We start from the raw sequence: 15768 nt of genomic DNA, 5'->3' as shown, positions 1-15768 counted from the left end.
CCCTCGCGCGGGATCCTGTTCTACGGCACTTATTCGCGCGGCTTCCGCCCCGGTGGCTTCAACCGCGCCTATACCACCAACGAGACATCCTCTGCGCACGTCATCCCCGCGCACTATGTCTCGGACAAAGTCGAAAACTTTGAAGTCGGCTGGAAAACCACGCTCATGGGCGGAGCCGTGCGCTGGAACGGCACGGCTTACCTCATGAACTGGAACAAGATGCAATTGACCACGCAGAACGTGAACATTGCACAGCTCTATTATACCTACAACGCCGCCAATGCGCAGATCAAAGGCATCGAAAGCGATCTCACCATCGTTCCCTACGAAGGGCTGACGCTTGGCGGTTCGTTCTCGTACAACCACACCGAACTGACCAGCATCCTCGGCAATTCGACGCTGGCGGCCGACGTGGTGGCGGTCGGATCGCGTCTGGCACAGGCCCCGCTGTTCCAGTCGTCGGTACAGGTCCGCTACAACTGGAAATGGGGCGAAAACAAGTTGTACGCCCAGATCAGCGGCCAGACGTCCTCGAACAGCTATTCCTCGCTCAACAAGAGCGAACGGCAACTGCAACCGGCCTATGGCACGCTCAACCTGTCGGGCGGCATTACCCGCAAGCAATGGTCGCTCATGCTCTATATCAACAACGTGACCGACACGCGGGCCATGCTCTACAACAACAGCCACTACAGCCCGCGCGATTCCGCAGGCAATACGCTGACCAATGTCTACGACCTGGTCACGACCAACCGCCCCCGGACGTTCGGTTTGAAACTGTCGTACGAGATGTAACATCCTGACGCGGACCGGCCCCGTTCCCGCAACGGGGCCGGTCCCCTCCCCGCATCAACGGGCAAGAACCATGCAGCACGCAACGATCGAGCACCAGATCCAGAGAGCGCAGGCCCATCTGCGCGGACAACGGGCGGAAGCCGCGCTCGCCGACGCGCAAGCCATCCTGCAGCAAGTGCCCGATCAGCGCGACGCGCTTTATCTGCGCGCCGTCTGCCTGCGCTATCTCGGCCGTGTCGATCACGCCCTCGCCGCATGTGCCACCCTGTTGGAAGCCGCACCCGATTATGGTCGCGGATGGCAGGAAATGGGTCATGCCCTGCGCGCCGCCAAACGGCCCGAAGACGCCGCCAATGCCTATGCCCGCGCGATCGAACGCAATCCCGCGCTCGACGGGGCATGGCGCGCGCTTGCCCAATTGCACGGGAACGGCGGTCGCCACGATCTTGCCGACGATGCCCTGAGACAGCTTGCATGGCTTGAACGCCTGCCGCCCGAATTGCGCGCGGTCGAAGACATGATCGCCGAACACCGGCTGGAAAAGGCAGAACAGATCGTGCGCGCGTTCCTGCGCGTCAATCCGACGCATGTGGAAGCAATGCGCCAGCTCGCGCTGATCGGCATGGCGCTCAACGTGCTCGACGACGCGGAAACCCTGCTGGCCAAGGCGCACGAATTCGCCCCCGGCGACCGGCGGGTCCACACCGAATATGTCAACGTCCTGCTCCGGCGCCAGAAATATGCCCAAGCACTGGTCCACGCCGAACGCCTGCTGCTTGGCGATCCCGACAATGCCGCCCCCCGCGTGTCGCGCGCCAATGCCCGGCTCGGGGTCGGCGACATGGAAGGGGCCATTGCCGACTATGACAAAGTACTCGCCCTCTGGCCCCAGGCCGAATCGGTCCACCTCTCGCGCGGCCATGCGCTCAAGACGATCGGACGCCATGCCGATGCGGTAGAGGCCTATCGCGCCGCCTATGGCGTGCGCGGCGATTTCGGCGACGCCTACTGGAGCCTTGCCAATCTCAAGACCTACCGCTTCACCCCGGATGAACAGGCCGCGCTCGCCCATTGGCATCAGGCCCCCCGCGTCAACGAGGTCGATCGCATCCACCTGCATTTCGCCTATGCCAAGGCGCTGGAGGACGCGGGCGACCATGCGGCAGCCTTTGCCCAGTACGAGGCCGGAAACGCCCTGCGCGCGGCGCGCAGCCGTTACTCTCCCGCCGCCATGGACGCCGAAGTCGCCCGCATGATCGCGGCAACGCCTGCTTCGCTCTTTACCGGCGCGACAGGCGGAGCCCCCGATCCCGACCCGATCTTCATCGTCGGCCTGCCCCGCGCGGGTTCAACGCTGATCGAACAGATCCTCGCCAGCCACAGCGCGATCGAAGGCACGGCCGAACTCCCCAACGTCCTTGCGCAAGTTCACGCCCTGTCCGGCCGGGACACGCGCGAGGCCGACGCCCATTACCCCGCCAATCTCGCCCGGATCGCGCCCGAGGACTTCACCCGCATGGGCGAGCGTTACATGGCCGAAACGCGCACCTTGCGCTCGGGCAAGCCATTCTTCATCGACAAGATGCCCAACAATTTCCGTCACATCGGCCTCATCGCCCGGATGCTGCCCAAGGCCCGGATCATCGATGCCCGGCGCGAACCGATGGCCTGCTGCTTTTCCGGCTTCAAGCAGCTCTTCGCCGAAGGACAGGACTTCAGCTACAACCTCGAAAGCATCGGGCGATATTACCGCAGCTATCTGACACTGATGGACCACTGGCACACCGTGCTGCCCGGACGCATCCTGACCGTGCGGCATGAAGATGTGCTCGACGATCTCGAAGGCCAGGTCGCGCGGATGCTGGACTACCTCGACCTTCCTTTCGAGGAAGCCTGCATCCGCTTCCACGAAACCCGCCGCGCCGTGCGCACCGCCAGCAGCGAACAAGTCCGCCGCCCGATCGACCGCACCGGCAGCGAACAATGGCGCAACTTCGCCCCCTACCTTACCCCCCTGCGCAAAGCCCTGGGCGACGCCCTCCCCCAATAGCCACACGCCCCGCTCCCCGCGATCGAGCGCGCGATCACCCCCTGAGATTGCGGAGCATGCGGGCGGTGGCGTTGGCGGCGGGGGTCAGGGCCCGGCCGTAGCGCAGGGCGGTGGTGGTGGAGGTCCAGCGCAGGGCCTGGGCGATGGGGCCGGCGTCTTCGCCGCTGGCGAAGAGATCCTGGGTGAGGCCGACGCGCAAGGAGTGAGTGCTCAAGGCGGCGATGGCGGCGTCACGTTCGGGGCCGAACAGGGCGACAAGGCCTTCGTCGACGGCGCGGTGGGCAGTGCGTTTGATGATCATGCGGACAGCGGCGGGGGTCAGCGCGTGTTCGCCGATGCGATAGGTGACGCTTGCCGGGCGGGCAGGCGCGCCTTCAAGCCGGACGGGATCGACGCGGGCGTGCCAGGCAAGGCGGTCGAGGCGCGTGGGTGGAACCGCTTCGCGTGCGCGGGTGCGGGTCGTGGCGATCCGGCGGAACAGCGGGCCGGACGCGATCCCCCCGGCCTCGCGCCACAGGGCAATGCGGCGCATGGTTTCGGGCGAGAGCCAGGCTTCCCCGCCGCGGCCTTCCTGATCGGTCTTGGAGCGGACCACGTCGAGCACCCCTGCCCCGTCGTCGAGCCGGGAAATATGCCCACAGTCGATCGCCACCAGTTCGGAAACCCGCAGGCCCGCGTCATAGCCCAGTGACAGGAGCGCTGCATCGCGCAGGCCCGCAACCGTGCCGGGACAAGCGTCAAGCAAGGCGGTCAGGGTAAAGCCGCGCGCGGCCTCGATACCGATACCCTCGCCCAGACGCAGCGGCCCTGCCTGACGCTGGCGCACGCCGCGCCGTCGGCGAAACCCGCGCAAGGCGTCGCGCACCACCGGCGCCCCGGTCGGCGGCGTCACGCCGAGCAAGCCGTGAATGACCGCAAGGCTCGCGAGACGGCGGGACACCGTCGCGACGCTCAACCCCCGCGCCTCGCAGTCTTCGAGATAGGCGACCACCCGCCCTTCCCCGGCAGGAAGGCCGATGCCCCGCACCCGGTGACAGAACCGCGCGTAACAGGCGAGATCATTGGCCAGCGCCTTGATCGTCGCAGGCGAGCGCGCCTCCAGGCTCTTGCGATAGGCGAGGCGGTCAATGGCAACGCCCTCCCCCGCCAGATCGAGCACCAATGCCGTCAGCTCGGCAATCCGGTCCCGTGCCCTGCCCCCGGTCCGGCATGGCAGGTCCGCTTCACCCGGCCCGAGGACGGTGACGACTTCACCCAGCCTTGCCGGATGCGGGACCAGAGCGCGGTTTTCGGGCGGAAATTCGGCCATGAAGCGATCCTAAACCGCGTATTTGCCCATGTCACTATCGATAGGATACCATTATCGATAGTTTTATAAAATATCATGATGTCACTTGTTGAGTTATCTCCATTTCCATAAACATCATGGAAACGGCCGGACACGCGATCGACAGGTTTCATGACACCTTCCCTTTCCGATCTTCCCGCAGACGAGCCCCGCCCCGAGTTGGCGCTATTCGAACTGGCGCTGCTCGAGTTGGGACGCCTCGACGGGGCGCTTGCCTATGCCGATTCCTCGACAGTCGCACTGTTCGCGGCGCAGGTGCTGCGCACGCTCCTCCTCCGCGCCTTGCGGCAGGAACGCCTCGCTTTCACCAACGAACGGTTCGATGCGTGGTTTGCCGGGCTCGTTCCGCTGACCGATGTGCAGGTCTCATCCGACGCGGTCTTGCCTGACCGTCCGCCGCGCCTGATCGTCGAGGCGCTGCTTGGCGAATGTGCGCATGCGTCCTGGGCGCCGCTTGCCGAACAGGCGCAACGCTTGCGCCGTGCCTTCCTTGCTCCGCGTGAAGACCAGCCTGCCGCGCGGGACGAGATCGAGTGTCTGCTGCAGGACAGCCGCGCGCGGGTAGAGGCCCTGGTCGCAGCTCTGGCCGAGGTGGGCGACACCCGGCCGCTCAAGGGGCTGGAACGGCTTCATCAGGATCTTGCAGCGAGCCCGACGTTCGCCCCGGCCGAAGCAAGCCGGGAAAGGATCCTGCTCGGGCGGGGCGCAGCGGGCGAGCTCGGGCCCACGGCACGAGGACTGACCATCGAGCGCGCGGCGGCCCCTGCCCCGTTCTGGGCGATCGAGGTCTTTCTCGGTGGATACCTTCACGCGACCGGATGCCTGCGTGTTCCCCTCCCCTGCCCGGGGCTTGTCCGTTCCGAAGCGATCAGGCGCGCGGCGGCCCCCGGCGTGATTGCCGAGGCGCTTGGTGCAACCATGCGGGGATGGAACGAGACGCTTGCGCAGGCGGCCGGAGACGTGCGGCGGATCGCGACGCTCGTTCCCGATCATCGACGGTCTTCCCGCGCGCCTGCGCTCTGCCGCCTGCTGGCGGGAACCGGCGCCTTGCGCTCGGCCCAGATCGAACCGTTGCTCGACGTCACCCGTCTGGGGCTGCGGACCATTCTTGGCCCCCTGCTCGCCCATGGAACGATCACGCGGCAGCGCGTTGCGGGAGTGTGGCTTTATGCGCTCGCCCCCGCGCCGGTATCCGCGTCTGCCAAGGGACGTGACGAACGCGCCGGGGGCACCGGTTTCTCGGTCGAGGCGGTCGCGGCCTATGAGGCGTCACTTGCCGACATTGATGCCCTGCTCGCGCGCCTGGGAGGCGACGGGGAAGACGATCAGGTGTCCCCTCCCCCCGATTGTTGAGGGCATTGGCCTGATTTTGCGGGAAAAACCACCGGATTCCGGGCAAACTTGCGCAGAACGCGGAAAACCGGCCTCGCCTTACTTGTGGGTACCCTACCGCGCCCGACGCGCTGTACGGGGTTCTGTGGGCAAATTTGAGGCACATCTGCATTGAGGCAAGCGGCTAAATGGGTGAAATGGGCCTGTGAGAGCTGATTTTGCGCCCAGAGGCCCGATTTCGCGGGAATTTGCGCACTAGCGACGCGGCGGTCGGGCCTGTGCGGGCGTCAGGTTTTCGGCAAAGGCGGGCGACAGGCGCCGTTCGAGCGCACGGCAGGCATCGGCATGGGCAATGAGTGCGCGCGCCACCGCTTCGAGCGTTCCGGTATGCAGATGGGGTTCACCGTCGAGTACGTCGCGCAAGGCGTCCTCGGTCATGCGCAGGATGGTGGCGGCCGTGGCTGCGCCGCCGAGCAGAGTCACTGCGGTGCGGAACAGATCGAGCTGGGTCTCGCGGTCGATGGGAACGTCCTTTGCTTGGAGGCCGGGAACGGCGGGTCGTCTGTGAATTCAAACGGGGCCCCGGGTCAAGATGGGGGGGCCGCGGGAAAGCGTTCAAGAGGAAGCGCCCTCCCCCTTTTCCCCATCAAAATGAAATTTCAGGGAAGGTTAGAAGCCTTAGAGGATAGTTAGAAAAGTTAAGGGGTCCGCGATGGCCGGAAAAGGCCCGGAACGACCATGAGTCGAGTTCGGTCGGCTGTTCCTGAAAGATCGTGATTGTGTTCCCGAAAGATCGTCGGTGCGTTCCCGAAGGATCGGTTCGGTGTTCCCGAAGGATCGAAACAGGGCGTTTGGGCGTTCCTCATGTGTCGATGAACGCGGTTCCCCGGCGATTGGGCGTGGAAATTTGAAACATTCGCGGGCGCTCTTTGGTGAAAGAGGTTCAATCGCGATGCGAAGATTGGTCGTGGATAAACCCTGTTGGATCGCACCCGACACTTCGGGAACGCCGCCGACCGCGTGACGGAGGCAGTCTGTCGCAGGCCCGAGTGTGGTGGAGGCCCCGGTGTGGAACGGTCGATGCGTGGTCGCGGTCGGGATCGGGGGAGCTTGGCGAGGTGCTCGGGCCGCCTGAGTGTTCGGGCCGCCTGAGTGTTCGGACCGCCTGAGTGTTCGGACCGGCCGTATCCGGCGGGCTATCCGTATGACTGCATCGCAATGCATGTCGCGCGCGGGGGACGCGAGGTGGGGATGTTTCCCGGGGGAAACCGCCCTCCCCTTCCCTCGCCGCTCGGGCGTTTCGGAAATGGATTGGCGGCGCGTGTCGGGGCGTGGTTCCGGTCGACGGACGCGAGGCGTGGAACGCGTTGCGACGGTGGGGTGCCCGTGCTGATCTGACGCGGCGTGGATCTGGACCCCTGGCGGACTGTGGTGTGTGCGGGATGTTTCCCGGGGGAAACGGGTTTTGCCGTTTGGTCCTGCGCGCCGTGCTTTCTGACATGGGGCTGGGCGCTGGGGCGCCTCGGTGCTGTTTTCGCAATTGGGAAGGGCGCGCAACTGACGGGCGGTGTCGGATGGCGGCGGGCTGGAGCGATGACCGCGTGGATCTGTTTGCGGATACGCGATGAGGGGAAGGGCGCGATTTTCGCTTTGGAATTCGTGATCGCGAAATGCCGGCGTGCAGCGATTGTGCGCTGCTGGGCAGATGAAATGTGGCGGGGGGGGGGGGGAGTGTGAGGCGCCGCAGGAAAAGGGGGCGGCGAATGTTTGGGGAAGGGGCGGCGTGGTTTGCCGCACCCTTCGAGACAGATTCAGGCGCCGCGCAAGGTGTGGCGGTGCTTTTCGTGGTGGCGCTTGACCCAGCCGACGAAGGCGCGCTGCCAGTCGGCGGGAAGGCGTTCGGGGGCAGCATTGACCCAGGTTTCGAACTCGGCGTGGAGCGCGTGGAGATCCCAGCCGGGGCAGGTTTCGCGCAGATGTTCGATCGTCGCGTCGGTCATGAACCCGCGCGTTGCGCTGTCGCTGAGCCCGGCAATGGTCCGGCGGATCAGCGTGCGTGCGTCGACGGTTGCGGGGGGCGATGATTGGGCCGGGCGCGAGGCGGGTGCGGACGAAACCTTTGGCTCGCGGGGCAGGGCCGGGGCTGCGTCTGCGTCCACTGTGGGGACTTGGGGCGCCTCGGCGCGGGCTCGTTTCCCCGGGGAAACACGCTTTTCGGACGTGTCGGTTGAGGCTACGCGGCGCATGCGCAGCAACGGTTCCTGGCCCTTGCCCTGTTCGATCGAAAGGGCAAAGCCGGGAAGGGTGTTCTTTTCGGCGAGCTTGATGATCTCGAACTTGAACCGGCGATATTCGCCCTCGGCGCCAGACTTTTCGAAGAGCGTGGGCATCGCGATGGCAAAGCCGGTTTCGTCACCGCCCCCTGCATGCTTGCGCGCGACTTTGTAGAGCCAGCGTTCGCGGCCGCCGGTGATGTCGAAATAGGCGCGGTCGATCGACAGCACGCCGCCTTTCATCATCACGCCTTCCCAGAACCAGTTCGACAGTTCGAGCGTCATCCCGCGCGAGCGTTCGGTGCGTTCGTCGACAAGCTGGGTCCAGCCGTCGAGCCAGCTGAACGTCGCTTCGCGGCGGTTTTCGGCGCGGATATTGGTCTTGATCGTGGTCGAAACCAACCGGTCGAGCGCCTGGGCCAAAAGCTCGTAGGCACGCCCCGTTGTCGGACGCCCGATCGCGCGTAAGAGGTCATAGGGCATGACGTGTAGCTTGCGCGGAATATCATTGGCACCGCGCCGGGCCATGTCGGCAAGCGCACTGGCGCAATAGATGAGGATGTCCGCGTCCCAGATCGTTGCCATGCCGTAATCGGGATTGGCCGAGACATGGACCCACAACTTGCCGTCGGGGCTGGTGTAATCGATCGGCTTGACCCGCTTGGACTTGGCCAGGCTGAAGAACGGACGCTCCATCATCTCGCGCTGATCGCGCAAGGGCATGTCCGCCAGATAGGGAAGGATGAGATCGAATTGTTCGCTGGCCGGAGCGGCCTTGGGCTTGGTCACCGATGTTTCCCCGGGGAAACATCGGGCGTGTTTCCCCCCAATCCTGTCTCGATCAAACCTGCACGCCCTTGCCCTGGGCAGCGAGGTCCTCAAGCGCGGCGCGCACGCCTTCAAGCAGATCCTCGGTCGTCGACCCTGTCCCTGAATGAAGCCGCAGGGTCAGCCCCTGACGGCCCGAGGACAGCACCGAAACCGCGCGACGCCCGGTGCGGGCATTGTCCCACACAAACAGCGGGCCTTCGCGTTCGACCCCGGCATGGGGTGCGGCGAGGAGGCGGCGCAGGACGTCCGATGCTGCGACCGGCGACGTGCCCCGCGCTCGTGCGGCTTCCTGTTCGCGGGCAAGGACGCGCGCTTCCTTGAGGATGGCGGGCGAGGCGGCCTTGTCGTCGAGAGCCTGGGCGAGGGCATAACCGGGCTTGAGCTGAATATCCCCGGGGCCCGCAAAGGCGGCGATCACCGCCTCGGGAAGAGCGGCCACCCGCAGCATTTTCGACAGCCAACCCTTTGAAAGCTTTAGCCGTTCGGCCATGCGGGTCATGTGGTTGCCGTAATGATCCTTCAACGCGGCGGCGTAATTGCGCGCGCGTTCGAGATCCGAGACGTCCTTGCGCGCGCGGTTCTCGATATCGGCAAGGCGGAAGGCCGCCTCGTCGTCGAGCTGCGCCACTTGCGCCACGAACATCATGTCCGGATAGCTGTTGGCCCGCAGCCAGCGGATCGACCAGTGGCGGCGCGTGCCTGCGATCACTTCGTAATCGTGATCGGGGTCGCCTTCGACCCGGCGGACGACGGCGGGCACTTTCTGCCCCCCTTCGGCCAGGATCGCATCGATCAGCTCGCGGCAATTGGCCTCGGTCAGGTGGGCATAGGAGCGGGCATTGCCCTGCCACACCCGGACCCGGTCGGGATCGAGCAGCAATTGGGTGACTTGCCGGACCTGGCCGCTGGCGACACGGGCGAGGGCGCTTTCGCGGGCAAGCAGAGTGGTCGGGCGCACGCGCTCGGCCGGGGGAACTTCGCCCAGCGGCGGGATCAGCCGACGGGGCGGGGGAGGGGCTGCGGGCTCCTGAGCCTCGGGCGCGTCCGGGGAGGGCGACGCGACCGCGTCCGGCTCATCGTCGGAAAGGAGCGAGGCGAGGTAATCGGACTGTTTGCGAGCCATGGCTCAATTCCCGGACGAAAAAAGGAACATATAAAGAACATTTGCGCAACGCAAGTAGGGCGAAGCGCAAGACCGATCAGGCATGGAGCACGTCTTCCTCGCGCGCGGGGGGCACGCGGCCCCATCCGGCACGGACAAGCTGCTCGATCTGCGACAAGGCCTCGTCCAGATTGGCGCGGCATCGTTTGTGCGTGCGCGCGGTGCCGATCGGGGCCTCCAGTTCGTAGATGGTCATCATCCGCATGGCCGCGTGGCTGATTTCCGCGCTTTCCAGAATGGGAACGGGCAAAAGCGCCGGGCCAAAGGTCTGCTCCATGATCGTGCGCACCATCGCGTGGCTCGGATCGTTTGCGTCGAACTTTGAACAGATCAGGCGAACGAACTGATAATCCACGTCGATTCCGGCCGCGACGAGCTGTTCGATGACCTGGTCCATCATCGACAGGAACTGCACCGTCGAACAGAAGTCGGGCGTCGTCGCCGCCAGCGGGACAAGCAGCGCATTGGCCGCCTGCATCACCGCAAGGCTGATCGTGCCCAGCGCCGGTGGCGGATCGAGCAGGACCACGTCGTAATCGCGGGCAAGATCCATCAGACCTTGCTTGAGCTTGCGGAAACGCGCGGCCAGCACCGATTGCCCGTCCGAGCCCGCCGCTGCCAGTTCGTATTCAACGTCGAAGAGTTCGAGATTGGACGGGATCAGGTCGACATTGGGCCAGGGCGTGCGCTTGACCGCATAGAGCAGGTCCGCCTGCGTCGGGTCGATCGAGAGATAGGGGTAAAGGGTTTCGGCCCGCGTGATGTTGAAATGCGGGTTGAAGCCGAACAGCGTGGTCGTCGTCGCCTGGCTGTCGCAATCGACCACCAGCACGCGATAGCCCTGAACCGCGAGGTAATGGGCAAGGTGCGTGGTGACGGTCGACTTGCCGACCCCACCCTTGAAATTCTGCACCGCGATCAAGGCGGGCACGTCGAGCGGGGCGCGGGCAGGGGAGGCGCCCAGCACTTCGCGCATGCGCAAGAGATCGGGCACCGAATAGCCGATGCGGCGGCCGTTTTCCCCGGCCGGGGGAGGGGGCAGGCGCCCGTCGTCCTCGGCCATGCGGATGCGATTGGTCGAACAGCCGAGCAATTGCGCCGCCTCGGCAATGCCGAACCGGACATTGAGCCCCTTGCGGCTTTCAGGCAGAAAGGCCTTGCGCCGCAAGCGCTCGATCATCTTCTCTCCCGCCGAAGCCAGATCCCCGATCTGACTGGCGATTGCATTCTGCTCGGCCATGGCCCGCCCGTTTGAATGAAAATTTTGGGCAATTTACGTTTTTTGCTTCATGTGAGCAAGTCGCGATTTGAAAAGGCTCATGAAAGCGTTTCGCGCCCGGTCTCCTTTCATTTCGTCGCGCTGCGGAGCACCATGATCGGCCGGCGGTTCTGCATAAAAGCACGAATAATCAGGATATTGCTGCGCGCTGTTGACCCTGTGAACGAGACCCAGCGGAAGCCGGACGATCCGGGTTCGAACCCGATCGGCACGACCGGCGCCTTTCCCCGGACGGAGGCCGGTTTCCCGGATGCTGCGAAGCGACGCGTGATTCTCTGTCCCGCAAGGGGACACCGTTCCGAGCTTACGCGGGCGATTTGGCGGTGATCGCCATTCTCCCGATTTCGGAATGAGTGAGTGCCGAAAATGGCGGATTATCCCGAGTGGAGAGCTGGCGCATGATCGCTCCGTCACGGACGGGTTCCTCGTCTGCGGGACGTTTGTCGATCGGGAGACGCACGATGAAGCTCTATTACCACCCCCTGTCGGGCCATGCCCATCGCGCCCATCTGTTCCTGTCGCTGGCCGGGCTCGATCACGAACTGGTCTTCGTCGATCTGGCAGCGCGCGCGCACAAGCAGCCCGACTTCCTGCGCCTCAATCCCTTCGGCGAAATTCCCGTGCTTGACGATTGCGGCACGATCATTGCCGATTCCGTCGCCATTCTGGTTTACGCCGCGCGGCGGATCGGGCCTTCGCCGTGGCTGCCCACCGATCCTGTGGCCGAAGCGCAAGTGCAGCGGTGGCTGTCGGTGGCAGCGGGAAAAATGGCCTATGGCGCCTGTGCCGCGCGCCTCATCACGCTGTTCGGCGCCCGGCTCGACCCTGACGAAGTGATCGCCCGCGCCCACGCGACGCTCGCGGTGATGGAAGAGACGCTGGGCGCTGTGACATGGATCGCGGGGACCGAGGCGCCGACCATCGCCGACGTCGCGCTCTACAGCTATACCCACCATGCCCCTGAAGGAAACGTCGACCTTGGCGCCTATCCCGCCGTGCGCGCGTGGCTGGCTCGGATCGAGGCCTTGCCCGGCTTCGTCCCCTTCGCCGCCTCGGCCGTCGGTCTTTTGGCCTGAACCGGCTCGCTGCCATGCCTTTTGAACATCTCACATTCGATCACGTCGGCATCCGCGTCACCGACCTTGCCGTGGCCGAAGCCTTTTACGAAAGGCTCGGCTTCCTGCGCGATCCTGCCGAATTTGCGCCTGCCGTGCAGGCCTGCGGCCTTGTCCATCCGAGCGGACTTCGCATCCATCTCATTTTCAACGGCGTGCCCGCACCCGAAGGCAATGTCCTGCTCGACGCGCCGATCAAGCGCCCGGGCTATACCCACGCGGCGTTCGTCATCGACCGCATGGACGACCTCATTGCCTGGCTCGACCGCGAAGGCATTGCCGTGACCGAAGGTCCGATCACCATGGGCCATGGCCGCCGCAAAGTCTGCTTTATCCGCGACCCCGATCGCAACGTGCTGGAATTCAACGAGATTGGGTGAGGGGAAGGCTGGCCCTGCACAGAGCGGCGCAATGACCCGTCAGGCTCTTGTCCCGCAGAACAGGATGCAGTGGACGCGTCTTGAGAATGCGACGTTCCATGTTATAACGTTCGTATGAACGCCAGCCTCAAGATCACCAGGATCGGTAATTCCGCAGGTGTCGTCCTGCCCAAGGAATTGCTGGCCAAGCTGCGTGCCGGAGTGGGCGACATGCTGTATGTGTCGGAAACGCCCGACGGCATTCGGATCACCGCGGCGGACCCCTCGTTCGAGGCCAGAATGGCGCTGGCCGAAGAGATCATGCGCGAGGACAGGGATATCCTGCGCGTGCTGGCCAAATAACATGGGCGGGATTTCCGAGCCGGTCTGGATCGAGACCGAGCTTGCGCTTGCCATCCACGACCGCCAACTGGCCGAACATGGCGGCCCCATTGGGGTGCGCGATGCCGCCGGGCTGGAGTCGGCCTTGGGTCGACCCCGCAATCAATGGGTCTATGGCGAGACCGACATGTGCGGGTTGGCGGCGGCCTATGCTTATGGCGTTGCGCGCAATCACCCCTTTACCGATGGCAACAAACGCACAGCCTGGGTTCTTGCCCGCCTGTTCCTCGCGTTGAACGAAGTGCGCATCAGCTTTGCTCCGGAGGAGGCAATTCAGATGGTTCTGGCTCTGGCCGGAGGCACGCTGGCCGAAACCGAAGTGGCCGACTGGTTCAGGGCGCGACAAGTCTGATCTCGCCGGGCGAGGCTGTTGCCTCTCCTCTGGGCATTCCGCTCCCGCCGGTGTAGCGCTCGGCGGAACGAGCAAGGCAAGGCGCAATGGCCCGCAGGGTAAAAGTGTTCTTTGACGGCGGGTGCCGTCCCAACCCCGGACCGATGGAAGTGGCGGTGGTGACCGGCGGCCGGGCCCATGTCTTTGACGATCTGGGGCAGGGCACCAATGGCGATGCGGAATGGCTGGCCTTGATCCGTGCCGTCGAAATCTGCCGCCAATCGGGTCTGGAACATGTCGAGCTGATCGGTGACGCACTGTGGGTCGTGCGGCAAGCCAATCAGGTGATGACGACCCGGACCGCCATGCACGCCCATGCCGCCGCCTTTCTCGCCCTTGTGACCGAAATGCCGCCGGTTCGCGTTCGATGGATCAAACGGCAGCAGAACCTGGCGGGCATCGCCCTCGCATCGCGTCACCCGCGATAGGTCGCGGCGCTACACTTTCCTGGGGGAACCAATGGCCAAGACTATCGATCGTCATGCCCTGATTGCGCTGGTCGGAATTTCGACCGGCATGTTGGCGGGCTGTGGTCCGAGTGACGGGCAGTGGCAGGTTTGCACCGATCAGCAGGGGCGGCGCCAGCCCGATGGCGATTGCCAAGGCAATCGCGGCGGCCATGGAGCTTGGGCCAGCGGGTCGTCGTGGCGCTATATCAAGCGCACATCGTCCGCCCCGGCGATTGGCGAGGCCGTCTCCGGCGGATCGACCGCGCCGCTCAACGGCACCGCATACGCCGCTCCCCGCGAAGGCATCGTGCGTGGCGGCTTTGGCCATTTCGGCGAGGGATTTGGCGGCCACGGCGGGGGCGAATAAGTCGCGATGCAGCGCCACGCAATTGCGCCGCGTGCCGGCTGGCAGCGGCGGGTCGAGGATCTCGGCTTTCTCTGGCACACCGACGGCGGAGAGGCCTATTGGGCTGAGGACGCCTTCTACAGCTTCACCGGACACGAAGTGGGCCGCATCGGCGCGGCTTGCGAAGAATTGTACGCGATGTTCGTGAATGCCGGGGAACACATTGTCGCGCACCGGCGCTGGGGCGAATTCGGCATCCCGGACTGGTGCGTGCCGCTGATCGAGCGGGACTGGGCGGGGGAGCCTCCGGCGCTGGACTATGGCCGCTTCGATCTCGGGATCGGTCACGACGGCGCGATCAAGCTGTTCGAATTCAATTGCGACACGCCGACCGCGCTGGTCGAGGCCTCGGTGATCCAGTGGTTCTGGAAGGAAGAGGTGTTCCCGGCTCTCGATCAGTTCAACCGCATTCACGAGGCGCTGGTCGAACGCTGGCAGGCGATCGCGCCGCAATTGCCGGGCGGGCATGTCCACTTTGCGCATGTGCCCGATCGCGTGGGCGAGGACACGCTGACCACCGCCTACATGATGGATGTCGCGGGCGAGGCGGGGCTTGCCGCGACCCGGTTGACCATGCGCGAAATCGGTTGGCAGGCAGGGCCGGGCGGCGGGTTCTTCGATATGGCGGATCAACCGATCGCGACGTTGTGGAAACTCTATCCGTGGGAGTGGCTGACCGCAGAAGCCTTTGGCCGCCATATCGCCGAGGACCCATCCGGCACGCTGTGGCTGGAGCCGATCTGGAAGATGATCTGGAGCAACAAGGCGAGCTTGCGGTGCTGCAAGCGGCGATGTTCGATGGTCTGCTTCTTGATGGCAGTGCGCTGGGCGTGGATCTGCCGGTCTCGGCCGAAGTAGGCATCGGCGGGCGTCACATTGCCCAGGCTCTCGTGATAGCGCTGGTGATTATAGTGCTCGATGAAGGCTTCGATCTGGGCTTCGAGATCGCCGGGCAGGTAGTAGTTTTCCAGCAGGATGCGGTTCTTCAACGTCTGATGCCAACGTTCAATCTTGCCCTGCGTCTGGGGATGGAAGGGCGCGCCGCGCACATGGCTCATGGCCTGTGACCTGCGCCTCGATATAGGCGGCCAGTTCCCCGGCAACATAGCTGGGTCCATTGACAGACAGAAGGCGCGGTTTGTGCAGCACGGTGGCGCTGTTGCAGCCTGATGCGGCCAGCGCCAAGTCCAGCGTGTCCGTCACATCGCCCGCCGTCATGGTGGTGCACAGCTTCCACGAGATGATATACTGCGAATAGTCGTCGATCACGGTCGAGAGATAGACCCAGCCGATCAGCTTGAAATAGGTAAAGTCGGTCTGCCACATCTCGTTTGGCCGAGTGGTTTTGGTGTGGAACTCATCGCGGGCCTTGATGACGATATAGGCGGGGCTGGCGATCAAATCCTGCGCCTTGAGCTGGCGATAGACCGTTGCCTCGCAGGCAAAGTACTGCTTTTCATCGGTAAATTTGGTGGCTAGTTCACGGGGCGAGAGGTCGCTTTCCTTCGGCGCCATGTCGATGATCTGTTTACGGACATCATCGGGTAGCCGGTTCCACACTCGGCTCGGCGCCGAA

At 64.6% G+C, this 15768-nt stretch carries 15 protein-coding genes and 2 pseudogenes; 11 read left to right on the top strand and 6 right to left on the bottom strand.

Features of this window, described 5'->3' with window-relative positions:
- Both Y88_RS18610 and Y88_RS18605 read left to right on the top strand, forming a co-directional pair.
- Positions 1-795 (top strand): annotated as a pseudogene (locus Y88_RS18610) (hypothetical protein); the annotation flags it as partial.
- Positions 796-865: 70 nt separating this feature from the next.
- Positions 866-2845, top strand: coding sequence for a tetratricopeptide repeat-containing sulfotransferase family protein (locus tag Y88_RS18605; protein ID WP_008072083.1), 1980 nt, complete (start codon positions 866-868; stop codon positions 2843-2845).
- A 34-nt stretch (positions 2846-2879) separates the two neighbouring features.
- Here the strand turns inward: Y88_RS18605 and Y88_RS18600 are convergent, their stop codons facing one another.
- The gene (locus Y88_RS18600; RefSeq protein ID WP_008072081.1) at positions 2880-4154 is read right to left on the bottom strand and encodes a site-specific integrase; all 1275 of its coding nucleotides are present in this window, start codon (positions 4152-4154) and stop codon (positions 2880-2882) included.
- 150 nt (positions 4155-4304) lie between these two features.
- Here Y88_RS18600 and Y88_RS18595 point away from each other — a divergent pair, with 150 nt between their 5' ends.
- Positions 4305-5546, top strand: a complete 1242-nt coding sequence (locus Y88_RS18595) for a hypothetical protein (RefSeq protein WP_008072078.1) — start codon at positions 4305-4307, stop codon at positions 5544-5546.
- 234 nt (positions 5547-5780) lie between these two features.
- Here Y88_RS18595 and Y88_RS18590 read toward each other — a convergent pair whose 3' ends face one another.
- The 4 genes from Y88_RS18590 to Y88_RS18575 form a co-directional block, all read right to left on the bottom strand.
- Entirely contained in the window at positions 5781-6008 is a 228-nt protein-coding gene (locus Y88_RS18590; protein WP_008072077.1) for a hypothetical protein, read from the bottom strand.
- A 1328-nt stretch (positions 6009-7336) separates the two neighbouring features.
- On the bottom strand, positions 7337-8587 hold the full coding sequence (locus Y88_RS18585) for a replication initiator protein A (RefSeq protein WP_008072075.1): 1251 nt from the start codon (positions 8585-8587) through the stop codon (positions 7337-7339).
- Between the two features lie 52 nt (positions 8588-8639).
- Complete coding sequence (locus Y88_RS18580) at positions 8640-9752, bottom strand: ParB/RepB/Spo0J family partition protein (RefSeq protein WP_008072073.1); 1113 nt, start codon at positions 9750-9752, stop codon at positions 8640-8642.
- A gap of 76 nt (positions 9753-9828) precedes the next feature.
- A complete protein-coding gene (locus tag Y88_RS18575) occupies positions 9829-11031 on the bottom strand; it encodes an AAA family ATPase (protein ID WP_008072072.1) in 1203 nt (400 codons plus the stop codon).
- 15 nt (positions 11032-11046) lie between these two features.
- Between Y88_RS18575 and Y88_RS19670 the strand changes: the two genes are divergently transcribed.
- From Y88_RS19670 to Y88_RS18540, 8 genes are all read left to right on the top strand, one after another.
- Complete coding sequence (locus tag Y88_RS19670) at positions 11047-11397, top strand: hypothetical protein (protein WP_157132698.1); 351 nt, start codon at positions 11047-11049, stop codon at positions 11395-11397.
- A 134-nt stretch (positions 11398-11531) separates the two neighbouring features.
- On the top strand, positions 11532-12146 hold the full coding sequence (locus Y88_RS18570) for a glutathione S-transferase family protein (protein ID WP_018076156.1): 615 nt from the start codon (positions 11532-11534) through the stop codon (positions 12144-12146).
- A gap of 14 nt (positions 12147-12160) precedes the next feature.
- A complete protein-coding gene (locus Y88_RS18565; protein WP_008072069.1) occupies positions 12161-12565 on the top strand; it encodes a VOC family protein in 405 nt (134 codons plus the stop codon).
- A gap of 114 nt (positions 12566-12679) precedes the next feature.
- Positions 12680-12907, top strand: a complete 228-nt coding sequence (locus tag Y88_RS18560; RefSeq protein ID WP_008072067.1) for an AbrB/MazE/SpoVT family DNA-binding domain-containing protein — start codon at positions 12680-12682, stop codon at positions 12905-12907.
- A gap of 1 nt (position 12908) precedes the next feature.
- Positions 12909-13298, top strand: a complete 390-nt coding sequence (locus tag Y88_RS18555) for a type II toxin-antitoxin system death-on-curing family toxin (protein WP_008072065.1) — start codon at positions 12909-12911, stop codon at positions 13296-13298.
- Between the two features lie 86 nt (positions 13299-13384).
- The gene (locus Y88_RS18550) at positions 13385-13765 is read left to right on the top strand and encodes a ribonuclease HI (RefSeq protein WP_026167098.1); all 381 of its coding nucleotides are present in this window, start codon (positions 13385-13387) and stop codon (positions 13763-13765) included.
- Between the two features lie 31 nt (positions 13766-13796).
- Positions 13797-14153 (top strand): hypothetical protein, encoded by a 357-nt coding sequence (locus tag Y88_RS18545; RefSeq protein WP_008072062.1) that lies wholly within the window; start codon positions 13797-13799, stop codon positions 14151-14153.
- 6 nt (positions 14154-14159) lie between these two features.
- Positions 14160-15050: a glutathionylspermidine synthase family protein gene (locus tag Y88_RS18540; protein WP_008072060.1), complete on the top strand. Its 891-nt coding sequence runs from the start codon at positions 14160-14162 to the stop codon at positions 15048-15050.
- Here the strand turns inward: Y88_RS18540 and Y88_RS18535 are convergent.
- Positions 14957-15768: pseudogene (locus Y88_RS18535) on the bottom strand (DDE-type integrase/transposase/recombinase); the annotation flags it as partial. The gene Y88_RS18540 and the pseudogene Y88_RS18535 overlap by 94 nt on opposite strands.

Source organism: Novosphingobium nitrogenifigens DSM 19370 (assembly GCF_000192575.1).
GTDB lineage: Bacteria > Pseudomonadota > Alphaproteobacteria > Sphingomonadales > Sphingomonadaceae > Novosphingobium > Novosphingobium nitrogenifigens.
The sequence above is the reverse complement of the archived record's forward strand: the minus strand, read 5'-3'. Positions and strand labels throughout refer to the sequence as shown.